The following is a 16,304-nucleotide window of genomic DNA, read 5'->3' as shown; positions in this document are numbered from 1 at the left end:
CGTCGGCATCGTCCTCTTTTCCATCACGCTCGGCTGGGTCCCGACGTCAGGCACCGGCACGGTCTGGCACTGGATCCTGCCGGTGGCGGTGCTCTTCATCCGGCCATTCGGCTTGATCCTGCAGGTCGTTCGCGGCTCGATGCTGACGGCTTTCGGATCCGCCTATGTGAAAACCGCGCGCGCCAAGGGCGTCGGGAACCGTTCGATCATTTTCGTCCATACGCTGCGCAACGCCATGCTGCCGGTGATCACGGTCATCGGCGATCAGGCGGCTGCAATGCTTAACGGCGCCGTCGTTGTCGAGACGATCTTCGGTTTCCCCGGCGTCGGCAAGCTGATGATCGATTCCATCCTGCAACGCGACTTCAACGTGATCCTTGCGGCGATCATGGTCACCGCGCTTGCGATCTTCGTCATGAACCTGCTGATAGACATTGCCTACGCATTGCTTGATCCACGCCTCAGGACCTGAAGGCCATGACCATGTCCAGTACTTTGCCATCCACGCAGACCCCGGCCAAGCAGCGCGGCAAGGCGCATGTGCTCATAGGCATGTTGTGGCGCGACAAGTTTGCGTTCTTTGCGACCATCTTTCTGGTCATTGCGGTTCTCTGCGCCATCTTCGGGCCGATGCTGCTCGGCGAAGCGGCGGTGGCGCAGAACCTGCGCGCCCGCAATCTGGCGCCGTTTTCGCTCGACAGAGGCTGGCTCTTTGTGCTGGGGGCTGACGCACTCGGTCGGCCGCTCCTCGCCCGTATCGTCGTCGCCGCGCAGAATACATTGATGATTGCCGCCGGTGCGGTCGTCTGTTCCGGCGTCGTCGGTGCATTGCTCGGTCTCGTTGCCGGTTACGCTTCCGAACGGGTGTCGAACGTGATCATGCGGCTTGCGGACGTGATCATGTCCTTCCCGTCGCTGCTTCTGGCGGTAATCGTGCTCTACATGCTGGCGCCGTCTGTCAGCAATATCGTGATCGTTCTCGCCGTGACGCGCATCCCGGTCTACCTGCGCACGACCCGCGCCGAGGTGCTCGAGATTCGCCAGCGCATGTTCGTACAGGCGGCAAAGGTCATGGGGGCGTCGTCCCTGCGGATCGTGTTCCGCCATATCCTGCCCATGGTCGTCCCCACGCTCGTCACCATTGCGACGCTGGACTTTGCCTTCGTCATGCTGGCCGAGTCCTCGCTCTCCTTCCTCGGCATCGGCATTCAGCCGCCCGAAGTGACCTGGGGCCTGATGGTCGCACAAGGCAAGCAATACCTCACCAACGCCTGGTGGTTGGCGTTCTGGCCGGGTCTGGCGATCATTCTCACGACGCTGTCGCTCAATCTCCTTTCCAACTGGATGCGTGTCGCCCTCGATCCGGCGCAGCGCTGGAGGCTCGAAATCGGAGGCCGCAAGAATGGCTGAGCATCTGCTTGAAGTTCGAAACCTGTCCGTTCAGTTCCACACGGCCGGCGGCACGGTGCATGCGGTGCGCAACATAAGCTGGCACCTCGATCGCGGCGAGACGCTGGCGATCCTCGGTGAAAGCGGCTCGGGCAAGTCCGTCTCCGCCTCCGCGATCATGAACCTGATCGACATGCCGCCGGGCGAGATCACCAGCGGCGAGGTCATCTTCGCCGGTAGGGACCTGCTCGCCATGTCCGACGATGAGCGCCGCTCGATCAACGGCAAGCGGATCGCAATGATCTTCCAGGACCCGCTCAGTCATCTGAATCCTGTTTTCACCGTCGGTTGGCAGATCATCGAGGTGATGCGCATTCATGGAATGCCCGCCGAGGTGGCGCGCTCGCGGGCACTCGATCTTCTGAAGCGCGTCGGTATTCCCGCGCCGGAAGCGGCGATGCGCAAATATCCGCATCAGTTTTCCGGCGGCCAGCGGCAGCGTCTGATGATCGCCATGGCGCTTGCGCTCAAACCCGACATCGTGATTGCGGACGAGCCGACGACTGCGCTCGATGTAACGGTGCAGGCCGAAGTACTTGCCCTCCTCGGCGAACTGCAGAAGGAAACCGGCCTCGGTCTGCTGTTGATCACCCACGACCTCGGAGTCGTCGCCGACATTGCCGACCGCGTGGTCGTGATGAATTCCGGCGAGATCGTGGAGATCGGGACGCCGGACGAGGTCTATCACAATCCCAAGCATCTCTACACGCGCAAGCTGATTTCGGCCGCTCCCGGCCGGGGCGAGATGCACGAACCGAATGCCACCGGCGAGCCGCTTCTGAAGGTCGAAAACCTCTGCAAATCCTATGGCTCCTTCAGAGCTTTGAAAGGCGTGTCCTTCACGCTGCAGCCGGGCGAGACGATGGCCGTCGTCGGCGAAAGCGGATCGGGAAAATCAACCCTGGCGCGCGCCCTGTTGCGGCTCGACGAGGCGGACTCCGGCCACGCCTATTGGAAAGGCCGGGACCTTCTGAAAATGCCGGCCAAGGAGCTCTACCAGCTCCGGCGCCAGATGCAGATGGTGTTTCAGGACCCGACGCAGTCCCTCAATCCGCGCATGACGGTCTACCAGCTGATATCCGAGGCCTGGGCCATCCATCCCGAGATCCTGCCGAAGCCGCAGTGGCGCGCACGCGTGGAGGAACTGCTGACGCAGGTTGGCCTCTCGCCCGCCCACGCCGAACGCTATCCGCACCAGTTCTCCGGCGGCCAGCGCCAGAGGATCGCGATCGCCCGCGCGCTGGCGCTTCGGCCCGAACTCATCGTTTGCGACGAGGCAGTCTCCGCACTTGACGTGTCGATCCAGGCACAGGTGATAGCGCTGCTCGACAAACTCCGGCGCGAACTGGGCATCGCCTTCATCTTCATCGCTCATGACCTGCCGGTGGTGCGCGATTTCGCTGATCATGTGATGGTGATGCAGTCCGGCGAATGCGTAGAAGTCGGCACGGTCAGGCAGATCTTCGAGAGCCCGCAGCGCGACTATACGCGGCGCCTGCTGGACGCCGGCCTCGACCCGGACCCGCGCGTTCAAGCAGCGCGGCGCATGCCCAAGATTCGTGCCGGCCTCGAAACGGGCTGAGCGCGGGACGGCCGATTGCACGCCCGACGAATGCGGGCGAGGGCCGAGATCGGCCCGCGCTCGTTCTCGGAATCGGCGCGGCGCGCTATCGCAGGAGGAACGGTTCCTCGAAGAGATGTTCCTCCAGATTGACGCCTTCTCCGCCGCGATCGATCACCGCGAAATCGGAAACGGCCTCCAGCGGCGTCAGGATACCGTGCCAGACATTGCGGGCTATATTCACCCCCTGGCCGGGCGCCGTCAGGAAGGCGCGCGGTTCGCCGGGTCCACCGGCCGTCTCTTCGGAAACCACGACCAGGAAAGGATTGCGGCCGAGTGGGATGAAGGCCTGGCTGCCGAGCGGGTGGCGCTCCATCATTGTCAATGTCAGGGGCAGGGCGTAAGGCTCGCCGCGCACGATGCTGATCATCGGGCGGGCTTTTTCGCCCGTGGTTTCGATCCTGGCGAGATCGTGATAGCGCACGCACTTTCCGCCATTGATCGGAAAGCTGTGGGCGTTTTCCGTCTCGATGACATCGCCGAACGGGGCAAAGGCCTCGCGGGTCAGCGGCTGGATGGCGATTTCCTTCATCTAGTAGCTCCACGATCCGCCCAAAGACGCGCGGACGGCTGACGCCGCCTTATCGGCATGGCATTCCCTCAGTTGGCAGCATGTCCTGCAGGCGGAGGAGCGCGATCCTTTCCACCTGGCGACACGCGGTGTTGAACTCTGTCTCACGGTCGCTGCCGATCCGGTTTTCGAAGGCGGCGAGGATCTCGTCCTTGCGCCGTCCCTTGACCGCCATGATGAAAGGAAAGCCGAACTTTTCGACATAGGCGTTGTTGAGGGTCGTGAACCGCTCGTGCTCTCCGTCCGTCAGCGCATCGAGACCGGCGGAGGCCTGCTCGTTGGTCGAACTCTCGGTCAGGCGCTTTGCCTGGGCGAGCTTGCCGGCCAGATCCGGGTGCGCGTTGAGAACCGCCAGCCGCTCCTCGTCCCTGGCACTGCGAAAGGCGTGGACAAGGGCCGCGTGCAGGCCGATCGCCGTGTCGTTGGCAGGCGAAAGTTCGCCGGCAAAGGCACGCTTGGCGATCCACTTTGAATGTTCGAAAACACCCCCGAAACGGGCAATGAAGTCTTCTTCGGAAAGGCGGGAGGGACGGCCGTTGTCGGCTTCGAAGGGGTGTGTCTTCGCCCAGTGGCGGGCAATATCGATGCGGCGGGCAAGCCACACCTTCTCATGCCCCTTCACATAATCGAGGAAGTGGGCGAGCGCGGCGATCCTTCCCGGCCGGCCGGCGAGGCGGCAGTGGAGGCCGATGCTCATCATTTTCGGCGAGCCGGCAGCACCCTCGGCGTAGAGAACGTCGAAGCTGTCCTTCAGATAGCTGAAGAACTGATCGCCGCTGTTGAACCCCTGCGCCGTCGCGAAGCGCATGTCGTTGGCGTCGAGCGTGTAGGGGATGACGAGCTGATGCTTGCCGTCGTGCTCATGCCAGTAGGGAAGGTCGTCGGCATAGGAATCGGAGACATAGTCGAAGCCGCCGGCCTCGGTCACCAGATCAAGCGTGTTTTCCGAGCAACGGCCGGTGTACCAGCCGCGCGGCCGTTCACCGGTGACGATCGTGTGGAGACGGATCGCCTCGGCGATTTCGGCCCGCTCCCTTTCGATGCTGAAATCCTTGTGCTCGATCCATTTCAGCCCGTGCGAGGCGATTTCCCAGCCGGCCTCCTGCATCGCGGCGACCTGGGCGGGTGATCGCTTGAGCGCCGTTGCCACGCCATAGACGGTGCCGGACACATCGCGATCCGTGAACAGGCGGTGCAGGCGCCAGAAGCCGGCGCGCGCGCCATATTCGTAGATCGACTCCATGTTCCAGTGGCGCTGGCCCGGCCAGGCTTGTGCGCCGACGATTTCCGAAAGGAAGGCCTCCGATGCCGCATCACCGTGCAGCACGCAGTTTTCGCCGCCCTCCTCGTAATTGATCACGAACTGGACGGCGATCCGCGCTCCGTCCGGCCAGACGGCATGGGGATTTGGGCCATGGCCGTGAAGATCGCGGGGGTATCTCATGAATGCGGCTCCTCCAGACTTTGTCTCTCAGCACAATTCCTAGCGAGAAAGCCGCGTTCTCATTCCCCCCAAAAAATTTGAAAGTCTCGAAGGCTGAGGCCGCTATCCAAAGTCATCCCTCCTCCGGATACTGTGCAATGGAAAGCTGACTTCGGGAGGAGCGAAACGCATGCAATCTCAAGGTGGAAACGCCGGTCGCCTGACGACCCATGTGCTGGACACGGCAAGCGGCAAACCGGCCAGCAACTTGCGCATCGAACTCTACCGGTTCGACGGCGAGCGGGCGGAGCATCTCGTCTCCACGAGAACCAACGACGATGGCCGCTGTGACCAGCCGCTACTCGCCGGCGAGCGCATGGAAAGCGGCAGCTACGAGCTGCGTTTTCACGCCGGCGAATATCTCGGCCCAGCCGGGGGACGCGGCGCCAATCCCTTCCTCGACGTCATTCCGATCCGCTTCGGGATCGCCGACGAAGCGGCGCACTATCACGTGCCGCTGCTGCTTTCGCCCTATGGCTACTCGACCTACCGCGGGAGCTGATCGGCTATGGCGACTGAAATCCGCAACACGATCCGCTTCCTGCTGAACGACCGCTTGGTCGAACTCGCCGATGTTTCGCCCGTCCAGACGCTCCTCGATTTCCTGCGCATCGACCGAAACCTGCGCGGAACCAAGGAAGGCTGTGCGGAGGGCGACTGCGGCGCCTGCACCGTGCTCGTCGGCCGGCTTCTCGGCGGTCGATTGAAATACGAATCCATCAACGCCTGCATCCGCTTCGTCGGCTCACTCGACGGCTGTCATGTCGTCACCGTCGATGCTCTGGCTCAGCCGAACGGCCCGCTTCACCCGGTGCAGCAGGCGATGGTCGACACGCACGCCTCGCAGTGCGGCTTCTGCACGCCGGGCTTCGTCATGTCGCTCTACGGCCTCTGGATGGAAAATCCGAAGCCGAGCGTTCAGGAGATCGAAAAGGCACTGCAGGGCAATCTCTGTCGCTGTACCGGCTATGCGGCGATCATTCGCGCGGCGGAGGTGATCTCGTCGATCGGTGAGGTCGGAAAGGATCCGCTCGTCGTCGAGCGCGAAAATATCGCCACGCAGCTTGCCGCGCTTCAGGATGGCCGCCGCGTCGTGATCGGCGAGGAGGCCGAACGTTTCGTGCTGCCCGCTTCGGTGGACGATTTTGCCGCGATATTCGAATCCAATCCGAAGGCAACGATCGTCGCCGGCTCGACCGATGTTGGTCTTTGGGTGACGAAGTTCATGCGCGACATCGCGCCGGTGGTACACATCTCCCTTCTCGAAGACTTGCGCCGGATCTCCGTCGATCGCGACGGCATCACGCTCGGGGCCGGAGTAAGCTACACCGAAGCCTATCCAGTGATCGTGGAGCACTTCCCGCAGATGCGGGAACTCTGGGACCGGATCGGCGGCCGGCAGGTGCGCAACATGGGCACAGTCGGCGGCAACATCGCCAATGGTTCGCCGATCGGCGATACGCCGCCGGCGCTGATCGCGCTTGGCGCATTGGTGACGCTGCGCAAGGGGGCACGGCGTCGGACCCTGCCGCTCGAAGCCTTCTTCATCGAATATGGAAAACAGGACCGCGAACCCGGCGAGTTCGTTGAAACTATACGTATCCCTTGCCTCGAGGAGGCGGTCCGCTTTGCGGTCTACAAAGTCACCAAGCGGATCGACGAAGACATTTCCGCCGTCTGCGGTGCCTTTCGCGTGACGCTCGACGGGCGGGGCAAGATTGCCGATGCGACGGTTGCCTTTGGAGGAATGGCGGGCATTCCGAAGCGCGCCTCGAATGTGGAGGCGGTGCTTGAAGGTGCGGACTGGAACGAAGCGACAATCGAAACGGCGATGGCCGCATTTGCCGAGGACTTTACGCCTTTGACCGATTGGCGCGCCTCGGCGGAATACCGCATGCTCGTGGCGAAGAACCTGCTTCGTCGCTTTTATCTGGAAACGCAGGAGGCCGGACGCGTCCGGCTCGATCGCGCTGTCGCCGTCGCGGTACAGGGAGTTTGAGCCATGAATGTGATGCAGCCCATAGACCGCATCCGCGGAGGCGTTCACGAGAAGGAAAAGCACGAATCCGGCCACAAGCATGTCTCGGGCACGGCCGAATACATCGACGATATTCCCGAGCCTGCCGGGACCTTGCACGCCTATCTCGGCCTGTCCGCCCGGGCGCACGCGGAGATCCTGTCGATCGATTTTGCTGAAGTCACCGCCAGCGCCGGCGTCGTCGGCATTCTGACGGCGGACGACATTCCTGGCGAAAACGATATCAGCCCCGCACACAAGCACGACGATCCGGTTTTCGCGACGGGCAAAGTCGAGTTTCACGGCCAGCCGATCTTCGCCGTGATCGCGACATCACGGGATGCCGCGCGGCGGGCGGCGGCGAAGGCCAAGATCGACTATCGCGACCTGCCGCATGTCACCGACGTCAAGGAGGCTGCGGCAGCGAACTATCCGCTGGTGATCGATCCGCTCAAGCTCGAACGCGGCGACATCGATGCCGGCTTCGCCAAGGCAAAGAACGTCGTTCAGGGCGAGATGCGGATCGGCGGCCAGGATCACTTCTACCTGGAGGGCCATATTTCCTTCGCGATCCCCGGCGAGGACGACGAGGTGACCGTCTATGCCTCGACCCAGCATCCGAGCGAGACGCAACATATGGTCGCCCAGGTGCTCGGCGTGCCTTCCAATGCGGTGACCGTCAATGTCCGGCGCATGGGCGGCGGGTTCGGCGGCAAGGAGACGCAGGCGAACCTCTTCGCGGCGGTCGCAGCCATGGCGGCCCGAAAGTACCGCCGTGCCGTCAAGATCCGCCCCGACCGGGACGACGACATGACCGCGACCGGCAAGCGCCACGACTTCCACGTCGACTACAAGATCGGCTTCGACGATGAGGGCCGGATCGAGGCGGTGGACGCGGTCTTTGCCGCGCGCTGCGGCTTCTCGGCCGATCTTTCGGGGCCTGTGACCGACCGCGCGCTCTTCCACGCCGACAACTGCTATTTCTATCCGAACGTCCGGCTGCGCTCGCGGCCGATGAAGACCAACACCGTGTCGAACACCGCCTTCCGTGGTTTCGGCGGTCCGCAGGGCATGGTCGGCGGCGAGCGGATGATCGAGGATATCGCCTACACGCTCGGCAAGGATCCGCTCGAGATCCGCAAGCTCAATTTTTACGGCGGCGACGGGCGCAACCTGACGCCCTATCATCAGACGGTGGAAGACAACATCATCGGGCGGATCATCGAGGAACTCGAAGTGTCGGCGGACTATGCCGCCCGGCGTGAGGCCGTTATCACCTTCAACCGCGAGAACCATGTGATCAAGCGCGGCATCGCGCTGACACCGGTGAAGTTCGGCATCTCCTTTACGAAGACGGAATACAATCAGGCCGGCGCTCTGGTCCATGTCTACACCGATGGCTCGATCCACCTGAACCACGGCGGCACGGAGATGGGGCAGGGGCTTTACACCAAGGTCGCCCAGGTCGTGGCCGACGAGTTTCAGGTCGATCTCGATCGGGTCAAGGTGACCGCGACCTCCACCGGCAAGGTGCCGAACACGTCGGCAACGGCCGCCTCCTCCGGTTCGGATCTGAACGGCATGGCGGCCGCCAATGCGGCCCAGCAGATCAAGGCAAGACTCATCAGCTTTGCGGCGGAACGCTATGGCGTCAGCGAAGCGGATGTCGCTTTCGAACCCAATATGGTGCGAATCGGCAGCGAGCGTGTTTCCTTCCCGGAATTCATCAAGACGGCCTACACGGCGCGCGTTCAGCTTTCCGCCGCCGGCTTCTACAAGACGCCGAAGATCCACTGGAACCGCTCTGAGGGCCGCGGCCGCCCGTTCTACTACTACGCCTACGGCGCTTCCTGCTCGGAAGTCAGCATCGACACGCTGACCGGCGAATACCAGGTCGATCGTACCGACATCATCCACGACGTCGGCAAGTCGCTCAATCCGGCGCTCGATCTCGGCCAGGTCGAGGGCGCCTTCGTCCAGGGCATGGGCTGGCTGACGACGGAAGAACTCTGGTGGGATGCCAAGGGGCGACTGCGTACGCATGCGCCGTCGACCTACAAGATCCCGCTCGCCTCCGACCGGCCGCGTGTCTTCAACGTGCGTCTGGCGGAATGGTCGGTCAACCGAGAGGAGACGATCCGCCGCTCCAAAGCGGTCGGGGAACCGCCCTTCATGTTGGGCATTTCCGTTCTCGAAGCTATATCCATGGCAGCGGCGAGCGTTGCGGGATATCGTATTCCGCCGCGCATCGACGCTCCGGCGACGCCCGAGCGCGTGCTGATGGCGATCGAGCGGCTGCGCGGGAACGCAGCAACGGAGACAACGCGGTAGCATTGAATGTGGCGCATGGCCGGCCGGGTCATGCGCGGAAACAGGAATCACGAGCATGCTGGCGAGCAGAGAGGATATCCGGGCTTTCCTGAACCGAGAAGCGGCCTCAATTCTCGTCGAGGTGGCTGTCGCCGCCGGCTCGACGCCCCGTGACACGGATGCCTGGATGCTCGTCTCGAAGGACCGTACCTTCGCCACGATCGGCGGCGGCCAGCTGGAATATATGGCGATCGATCACGCGCGGAAGCTCCTCCAGGGAGCGAGCGCGGATCATGAGTTGACGATCCCGCTCGGCCCCGAGATCGGCCAATGCTGTGGCGGTCGCGTCGCGCTCGCCTTCAAACCGGTCGACAAGGAAACCCGCGCGGCACTGATCGAGCGCAGCGATCGCGAGATCGCCCGGAGGCCGCATGTCTATGTCTTCGGCGCCGGCCATGTCGGCGATGCGCTCGCCATGGCGCTCTCGTTTATCCCGGTTCGAACCATCCTCGTCGATACGCGCGAGCAGGAGCTTTCGGTCGTCGATGTGCCCGGGATCGAGACCTGCCTCACGGCGATGCCGGAGGCGGTCGTGCGCGATGCCCCGGCGGGAAGCGCTTTCGTCGTTCTCACCCACGACCACGCGCTGGATTTCCTGATCGCCGCAGAAGCACTCGGTCGCGAGGATGCCTGCTACGTCGGCATGATCGGCTCGAAGACCAAGCGTGCCACGTTCAAGAGCTGGCTTTCGCGCGAGATTCAGCGTCCGGAGCTATTCGACGGGCTCGTCTGTCCGATCGGGGGAACGACTGTCAAGGACAAGCGGCCGGCCGTCATCGCAGCGCTTGCCGCCGCCGAAATCATGACGGCTGCCCTGAATCATGATCGTCCGAAGGACGATGTCGCGTCGCGAAAACGGTCGGTTAGGGCGTGAGGCAGGTCAACCGGGGCTCTCGCTATTGACGCCGGATCGAGGCCTGACGACGCAATCTGCAAGCCGGTCCTGCTCGTTCAACTCCGCCGCGTGGCGCTGACCCCGTTCGCAGAGCGCAAGCAGTACGGGTTCGAGGCTCAGGCCGAGTGCTGTCGCCGAATATTCCACCCGTGGCGGAACTTCGCGAAAGATCTCCCGATGAACAAGGCCATGCTCCTCCATCTCGCGGAGCTGCTGGATCAGAACTTTTTGACTGGCGGCGGGGACGAAGCGCTGATGCGACAGGACCGTTACGCGGTAACGCCGGAACTGCCGATGATCCCCGGCGTCGAGGTTGCCGGTGTTGTCGATGCAGTGGGCGCCGGGGTTTCCGATACCATCATCGGCAGCCGGGTCGCCGTTCCCATATTCGCCTTCGGTCGCGGCTCCGGCGGTTGCGCCGAATATGTCACGATTGACGCCACGGCACTGGTGCCGCTTCCTGACGGTGTGTCGTTTGAAACGGCAACCGGGCTGATGATCCAAGGCCTCACGGCCGTGCACCTCACGCGGCAAAGTCCGCCGACAGGAAAGACGATCCTGGTGACGGCCGCCGCGGACGGTGTCGGTTCGCTGCTGATGCAACTGGCGAAGAGCGCTGGAGCCCGAGCGATCGTGGCGACGGCAGGCTCTGAAGCGAAGCTGCAATTGGCGCACTCTCTCGGCGCCGACATCGGCGTCGACTACTCGCGGCCAAACTGGCCAGCGGTTCTTAAGGAAATGCTGAACGGCAGAGGCATCGACATCATCTACGATTTGATTGGCGGCCCGTTCACGAAAGCGGCGCTCACTCTGCTGGCGCCTGGGGGCGAACTGGTTTTCGGGGCGCTGGGTCGGTTCGATCTCGGCTCGGGCGAGATGGATGCGATGTTTTCGCAAAAACCAGTCCTTGCGCGGGTTCGCCCTGCTTCCTCTCCTGACAGCCGCCGGCTTGAAAACCGATCTCGCCGATCTCTTCAATCGGCCCGAAAAGGGAGCGCTCAGGGTAATCGACGGCGGGCGCTTTCCGCTCGCGCGGGCCGTAGACGCCCACCGCGTGCTTGAAAGGCGCCGAACGACCGGGAAGATCGTACTGGTCACCTAAGTCCGCTCCAATCACTCCGGAACCAGGAACGCGACGGCGAAGCCGCGGAGGACGTCTGCGATCGGAAGGTGGCGCTGAGGCTCGACGATGTCCCCCGTGAAAAGGTTCCGCAATCGCGCGGGCGCGTGGCCATCGGGCCATGCCAGATAGGTGTCCTGCCATAGGCCGGGAAGGATGGACAGCCTGTTCCCATCGGTATGGCGGAAGACGAGTCGCGGGACCACCGTGATCGAAAAGTCATCTTCGGTGTGGCGCATGAATGCAGCAGCATGGCGGGAGCCCAGGCCTCGCAGATGCAAGGGCAGATACCCGCCTTTCATCAACAGGTCCGCGCCTCTGTTTCGGCGATAGTTCAGGCATGTTCCGATCAGCGATTGCTTGCAGTCTTCAAAGTCGCCCGTAGTCGGCGTCCGCGGGAGCGTGGAGGGTGAGGGCCGCGGCGAAAAAGGCCGGCGATTATCGGGGTCGACGAGGCTGAGGTTGAGACGCTCGCTGCCTTGATAAATATCCGGAACTCCCGGCGCGGTCAGTTTTACCAGGGTTTGCGAGAGGCTGTTTATCAAGCCGGCCTGAATGAAAGGCCTGGCCGTATTCCCGAAGCTCTCGAGAAATGGTCGGTTCCGCAAATCGAGGAGGTTAGAGAGAAACGCCGTCACCGCCATCTCGTAGTCCTCGTCGGGGCACTCCCAGGTCGTCTTCAGCTTTGCTTCCCGGAGCGCCTTTACGGCAAAGCCGCCGATGCGCTCGCGCAGAGTGGAAAGCTCCTGCTTGTTGAAAAGAGGCTCGATTGGCCAGATACCGAGCAAGCTCTGGTAGAGGAACTGCTCCACGGAGGCTTCCGGCGCGTCGCCGCTTTGGAGATGGCGGATCCGTTCCGCATTCATATCGTGCCAGTGTGCAACCGAGGTGGCCCAGGCATCCGGTGCTTCGCTGATCGTATAGAGACGGGCGCGTGCATCCTCACCACGCTTGGTGTCATGTGTGGACGTTGTCGAGAGGCCGTTCGGCATTTCGCGTGCCCGATCTCGCATCATCTCATGAAAGCGGTCCACGCCGCCCGGTCTCCAGGATGGAGCGGCCCCCACTTCATTTGCAGCGAGATAATCGGTCCTTCTGTAGAAGAAGGTATCCTCGACCGCCTTGGCCGTGACGGCGCCACTTAGTTGCTGAAAACGCGTACGAAACTCGGATTGCAATTCCCGGTTCACCAAGCCGCCCTTCAGTGCGGCAATGGCAAGGGCTATTTCGGTCTCGGCCGTTGGGGCGGCGACCACCGCTTTCAACTCAATTTCGTCGAGGATTCGATTGTCGCGCTCGGTTGCTCCGCGGTCGCTGACATAGGTCCGGTAGACATGCAGCGCTGCCATCAGCTGGCGAATTGCTTCGGCGCAGCCGTCGGTGCCGTTCGGTGAACCGTCATCGTTCCCGAGGCGGGCGGCAAGGCTGGCGAGCCGCGTGACCTCGGCGCTGAAATTATGGCTCAACACTTGCAGCTTGCATTCGAGGACCGCTTTTTTCACCTCCGACCTTCGCGTTCCGCTCAAAAGCCCGGAAGAGGGGTGCTCGTTGGTCAGGAGTTCCGCCAGCACCGAAATGAACTCGTAGCCCGTGCTCCCCTCAACCGGCCATTCCTGCGGCAGCGTTTCATTCTCCTCCAATATTTTCTCGACGACGACGTAGGTGCTGTTGCCGACGTGTTGGCGCAAGCGATGAAGGTAGGCTTCGGGATCGGCAAGACCGTCGATGTGATCGACCCGTAATCCGTCAACCAGGCCATGCTTGATCAGATCCAGAGTCAGTCGATGGGTGTCCGCGAAAACCGACGGATTTTCGACGCGCATACCGACGAGACCGGCTACCTCGAAGAACCGGCGATAGCTCCAATGGTCTCGCGCGGTTTTCCAGCTTGTGAGGCGCCAGTGCTGCATTTGATGCAGCTGCAGCAGGTACGGCTTGTCGGCGGAGAGCCGTTCGAGAAGTTCGTCCAGCTCGGCGGCAACCTGTGGCGTCTCCAACGCCGACGAGACTTCGGAATGAAGATCCGCGGTGCCCTTGGGCTCCGCCGCTCCGGCAACTGCGGCAATCCCTTCGAGAGCCGGGTTCGCATCCTTGAGAATTAGCGGATAGGTAGCTGGGTTGAGTGGATACAGCGCATCATAATATTTGAGTGCCAGACAATTGCGGTTGCGATCGAGTGCGAGCCGCACGTTGTCGGCGGTGAGCTCTTCCTCAAAAGACCGTCCCAGGAAAGGCAGGGTGAGAGGCTCCCGCCAGTCGATGTCGAAATAACCGGCATATGCGCTGGAGCGGCCCGATTCGATGACACTGTGCCACCACGTATTCTCGAGACTGGCGGCCATGTGGTTCGGAACGATGTCGAGAATGATCCCGAGTCCTTCGGCTTTGAGTTGGCTGACCAGCCGCAAAAATCCCTCCCGACCGCCGAGAGCCGGGTCGATCTCGTTAAAATCGACGACATCGTAGCCATGCGTCGAGCCACGCACCGCCGAAAATAATGGCGAGGCGTAAAGATGGGATATGCCGAGCCGGACGAGATGCGGGACCAATTCCACGGCCTTTGCGAAATCCATCCCGTTTCGAAATTGTAGGCGATAGGTTGCTTTGGGCGGTTGCATGGCGCGGCTGATTTAATCCTGGAAAGATCCAACACTACTCATCGCCCTTTGTTCCGCGGCCATGCGACAGGAACAGGGTTTCCACCTGAAATGGGTCTGTGACAGCCACCCCTCGCCGGATGCGAAGCTTGGTCTGGAAGTCTGCTTTTCTTGGAACTGCTCCGGCGCCGACGATACGCTGCCGGACTCCCCGCGGAGCCGCTTGCCTAAGCCGAAATTGTTAGATTCACAGCGGTTCGCATAAGCATAAACTAGCCCATTCGGGGAAGTATTTCCTTGTTTCACTTGGTGTTAAATTGTCAGCTGCGGATTTTTTCCATATTGCCGTGTCGTTCAATACTTTGTGATAGCTTTGCCAGTGTTCTTGTATCTAGGGTGAGGCACGTCAAAGACATAACAGAAGCTTTGAGACTAGGTGCAAGTCAAGCTCGATCGGCTCGCAAGGCAGGCACTTTCTGGGCAAACGCTTGCTTTTATTCTGTCGCGCCTGCGGTGGATGGAAGCCCGCTAATCTGACGGTTGGAGAAGATCGTGAAAACAAGGAGGGTGCAATGAACAGGCTGAGACGCATTCTTACTCTTTCGACGGCTTTGGCATTGGTGGCTACATTATCGATCCCATTTGCTACGGGGATCGCGATCGCCGATTACGCGGATGACGGTGGTGGCTACGGTGATGGCGACGGCGGCGGTGATGGCGACGGCGGCGGTGATGGCGACGGCGACGGCGACGGTGATGGCGACGGCGACGGTGATGGTGATGGCGATGGCGATGGCGATGGCGACGGTGATGGGGACGGTGATGGCGATGGCGATGGCGATGGCGATGGTGGCGGCGGCGGCCACGGCCATGGCCCGCACGGCAACAACGGATACGGTAACGGCGGCGGTGACGGCGTTCCCGGCAAGTCCGGCAAGACCGATGCTAATCGTTAACATGTAAAATATGTGAGGGCGGCCGTCTTGCGGGAGAGCCGCCCTCCTTTGCGTTTTCGAAGCGAACAGAAAGCGGGACGAGTACGAGGCGACTTCTGCCCGCTCCGGCCCTCCTGACGCGCACTTTGATCGTGGCCACAGCGGATAAGACGGGGGGCGGTTCCTCAGGCGAGCATCTTGCCGATCAGTCTCTGACAGCGCTCGGCCATGAAGTCGATCATTAGCCGGACCTTCGGGTCCTGGAAGCGTTTGTGCGGATAGATCGCGGCAAGCTGCGCCCCCAGGGGCGGCGTATCCTGCAGGACGGGGATGAGAGAGCCCTCGTTGATGAACTGCTTCACCTCGAACAGCGGTTTGTTGATGATGCCGTGGCCATCGAGCGCCCATTGGGTCAGCACGTCGCCGTCATCGGAATCATAGGGGCCCGTTACTTCGAGCTTGCGCACACCGTCGGCCGTCTGCAACGTCCAATAATATTCCTTGGAGCCGGGATAGCGCAGCAGCAGACAATCGTGATGCTCGGTGATGAGGTCATCGGGCGTTGCAGGTATGCCGCGCTGCTGAAAATAGGCAGGCGCACCGCAGATCACCCGGTCGCAATTCATGATGCCGCGCATGCGCAGGTTCGAATCCTCGAGGATGCCGAGCTTGAACGCCACGTCGACCCCTTCGCTTAGGATGTCGACGTTGTGGTCCGAGAGGCGAAGGCGCACCTCGATATCCGGATACTTGTCGTGGAACTCGGGAATGCCGGAGGCAATCAGCCGGCGGCCGATGCCGAGCGGCGCCGTAATCCGAAGCGCACCTTTGGGATTGCGCGAAAGATCGGCGATCGCGCTTTCGGCCTCGTTCACGGCTTCGAGAATCTTGACCGCGCCGTCGTAGAACACACGGCCGTGTTCGGTCGGCGTCAGCTTGCGGGTGGTGCGATTGAAGAGGCGAACGCCCATGTGCCGCTCCAACTCCTTGATCCGGTTGCTGGCGACCGCGGGCGTCACGCGCTGGTCGCGCCCTGCCGCCGAGAGCGTTCCGAGTTCCACGACGCGCACGAAAACGCGCACATTATCGAGATAAGACATGCCTCCCGCCTATGCTCCTCCAATGCGACCGGCGCGGTTCAGCGCGCAAAGGGTCGTTTTAACGCCTTGAATTTCTGCACAATTTTCTCTTCAAAGCGACTCCCGATTTACCAAACCGTGCAGTAGCGCACCCGCGCTCCTTCGAT

At 62.1% G+C, this 16,304-nt stretch carries 13 protein-coding genes and 2 pseudogenes; 9 read left to right on the top strand and 6 right to left on the bottom strand.

Features of this window, described 5'->3' with window-relative positions; genetic code table 11:
- From QN219_RS15190 to QN219_RS15180, 3 genes are all read left to right on the top strand, one after another.
- A partial coding sequence (locus QN219_RS15190) for an ABC transporter permease (RefSeq protein ID WP_284000540.1) occupies positions 1-472 on the top strand: 472 nt, incomplete at its 5' end.
- Positions 473-483: 11 nt separating this feature from the next.
- Positions 484-1,410: an ABC transporter permease gene (locus QN219_RS15185; protein WP_284000539.1), complete on the top strand. Its 927-nt coding sequence runs from the start codon at positions 484-486 to the stop codon at positions 1,408-1,410.
- On the top strand, positions 1,403-3,031 hold the full coding sequence (locus QN219_RS15180) for an ABC transporter ATP-binding protein (RefSeq protein ID WP_284000538.1): 1,629 nt from the start codon (positions 1,403-1,405) through the stop codon (positions 3,029-3,031). The genes QN219_RS15185 and QN219_RS15180 overlap by 8 nt, the downstream gene beginning before the upstream one ends.
- Before the next feature lie 85 nt (positions 3,032-3,116).
- Here the strand turns inward: QN219_RS15180 and QN219_RS15175 are convergent, their stop codons facing one another.
- Positions 3,117-3,602 carry an ureidoglycolate lyase gene (locus tag QN219_RS15175; RefSeq protein ID WP_284000537.1) on the bottom strand — a complete coding sequence of 162 codons (486 nt, stop codon included), beginning with the start codon at positions 3,600-3,602 and terminating at the stop codon, positions 3,117-3,119.
- A 49-nt stretch (positions 3,603-3,651) separates the two neighbouring features.
- Positions 3,652-5,085, bottom strand: a complete 1,434-nt coding sequence (gene puuE, locus QN219_RS15170; RefSeq protein WP_284000536.1) for an allantoinase PuuE — start codon at positions 5,083-5,085, stop codon at positions 3,652-3,654.
- 169 nt (positions 5,086-5,254) lie between these two features.
- Here puuE and uraH point away from each other — a divergent pair, with 169 nt between their 5' ends.
- Genes uraH through xdhC form a run of 4 tightly spaced genes read left to right on the top strand, consistent with a single transcriptional unit; the run spans position 5,255 to position 10,385 of the window.
- Positions 5,255-5,626: a hydroxyisourate hydrolase gene (gene uraH / locus QN219_RS15165; RefSeq protein WP_284000535.1), complete on the top strand. Its 372-nt coding sequence runs from the start codon at positions 5,255-5,257 to the stop codon at positions 5,624-5,626.
- Positions 5,627-5,632: 6 nt separating this feature from the next.
- Positions 5,633-7,123 (top strand): xanthine dehydrogenase small subunit, encoded by a 1,491-nt coding sequence (gene xdhA, locus QN219_RS15160; protein ID WP_284000534.1) that lies wholly within the window; start codon positions 5,633-5,635, stop codon positions 7,121-7,123.
- 3 nt (positions 7,124-7,126) lie between these two features.
- Positions 7,127-9,472 carry a xanthine dehydrogenase molybdopterin binding subunit gene (gene xdhB, locus QN219_RS15155; RefSeq protein WP_284000533.1) on the top strand — a complete coding sequence of 782 codons (2,346 nt, stop codon included), beginning with the start codon at positions 7,127-7,129 and terminating at the stop codon, positions 9,470-9,472.
- Between the two features lie 58 nt (positions 9,473-9,530).
- A complete protein-coding gene (xdhC, locus tag QN219_RS15150; protein WP_284000593.1) occupies positions 9,531-10,385 on the top strand; it encodes a xanthine dehydrogenase accessory protein XdhC in 855 nt (284 codons plus the stop codon).
- A 6-nt stretch (positions 10,386-10,391) separates the two neighbouring features.
- On the opposite strand, the pseudogene QN219_RS15145 reads toward xdhC, so the two are convergent.
- Positions 10,392-10,661, bottom strand: a pseudogene (locus QN219_RS15145) (winged helix-turn-helix transcriptional regulator); the annotation flags it as partial.
- Between QN219_RS15145 and QN219_RS15140 the strand changes: the two are divergent.
- Together QN219_RS15140 and QN219_RS15135 are read left to right on the top strand one after the other, a co-directional pair.
- Positions 10,584-11,198: pseudogene (locus tag QN219_RS15140) on the top strand (zinc-binding alcohol dehydrogenase family protein); the annotation flags it as partial. The pseudogenes QN219_RS15145 and QN219_RS15140 overlap by 78 nt on opposite strands.
- An 88-nt stretch (positions 11,199-11,286) precedes the next feature.
- On the top strand, positions 11,287-11,508 hold the full coding sequence (locus QN219_RS15135) for a zinc-binding dehydrogenase (protein ID WP_284000532.1): 222 nt from the start codon (positions 11,287-11,289) through the stop codon (positions 11,506-11,508).
- Positions 11,509-11,519: 11 nt separating this feature from the next.
- On the opposite strand, the gene treY is transcribed toward QN219_RS15135, so the two are convergent.
- From treY to QN219_RS15120, 3 genes are all read right to left on the bottom strand, one after another.
- Positions 11,520-14,144: a malto-oligosyltrehalose synthase gene (treY, locus tag QN219_RS15130; RefSeq protein ID WP_284000531.1), complete on the bottom strand. Its 2,625-nt coding sequence runs from the start codon at positions 14,142-14,144 to the stop codon at positions 11,520-11,522.
- Between the two features lie 608 nt (positions 14,145-14,752).
- On the bottom strand, positions 14,753-15,082 hold the full coding sequence (locus QN219_RS15125) for a hypothetical protein (protein ID WP_284000530.1): 330 nt from the start codon (positions 15,080-15,082) through the stop codon (positions 14,753-14,755).
- 161 nt (positions 15,083-15,243) lie between these two features.
- On the bottom strand, positions 15,244-16,158 hold the full coding sequence (locus QN219_RS15120) for a LysR family transcriptional regulator (RefSeq protein WP_284000529.1): 915 nt from the start codon (positions 16,156-16,158) through the stop codon (positions 15,244-15,246).
- Positions 16,159-16,304 lie beyond the last annotated feature (146 nt).

This window comes from Sinorhizobium sp. 8-89, from assembly GCF_030124325.1.
GTDB lineage: Bacteria > Pseudomonadota > Alphaproteobacteria > Rhizobiales > Rhizobiaceae > Sinorhizobium.
Note: the sequence above shows the minus strand (reverse complement) of the source record. Positions and strands in the feature narration are given on the sequence as shown.

What these genes read in the sequence shown, in the direction of transcription:
- QN219_RS15120 (WP_284000529.1), bottom strand. Translation starts at nt 16,158, where the DNA reads ATGTCTTATCTCGATAATGTGCGCGTTTTCGTGCGCGTCGTGGAACTC.
- QN219_RS15175 (WP_284000537.1), bottom strand. Translation starts at nt 3,602, where the DNA reads ATGAAGGAAATCGCCATCCAGCCGCTGACCCGCGAGGCCTTTGCCCCG.
- xdhB (WP_284000533.1), top strand. Translation starts at nt 7,127, where the DNA reads ATGAATGTGATGCAGCCCATAGACCGCATCCGCGGAGGCGTTCACGAG.
- puuE (WP_284000536.1), bottom strand. Translation starts at nt 5,085, where the DNA reads ATGAGATACCCCCGCGATCTTCACGGCCATGGCCCAAATCCCCATGCC.
- QN219_RS15135 (WP_284000532.1), top strand. Translation starts at nt 11,287, where the DNA reads ATGCGATGTTTTCGCAAAAACCAGTCCTTGCGCGGGTTCGCCCTGCTT.
- QN219_RS15125 (WP_284000530.1), bottom strand. Translation starts at nt 15,082, where the DNA reads ATGTTAACGATTAGCATCGGTCTTGCCGGACTTGCCGGGAACGCCGTC.
- QN219_RS15185 (WP_284000539.1), top strand. Translation starts at nt 484, where the DNA reads ATGTCCAGTACTTTGCCATCCACGCAGACCCCGGCCAAGCAGCGCGGC.
- treY (WP_284000531.1), bottom strand. Translation starts at nt 14,144, where the DNA reads ATGCAACCGCCCAAAGCAACCTATCGCCTACAATTTCGAAACGGGATG.
- xdhA (WP_284000534.1), top strand. Translation starts at nt 5,633, where the DNA reads ATGGCGACTGAAATCCGCAACACGATCCGCTTCCTGCTGAACGACCGC.
- QN219_RS15180 (WP_284000538.1), top strand. Translation starts at nt 1,403, where the DNA reads ATGGCTGAGCATCTGCTTGAAGTTCGAAACCTGTCCGTTCAGTTCCAC.
- uraH (WP_284000535.1), top strand. Translation starts at nt 5,255, where the DNA reads ATGCAATCTCAAGGTGGAAACGCCGGTCGCCTGACGACCCATGTGCTG.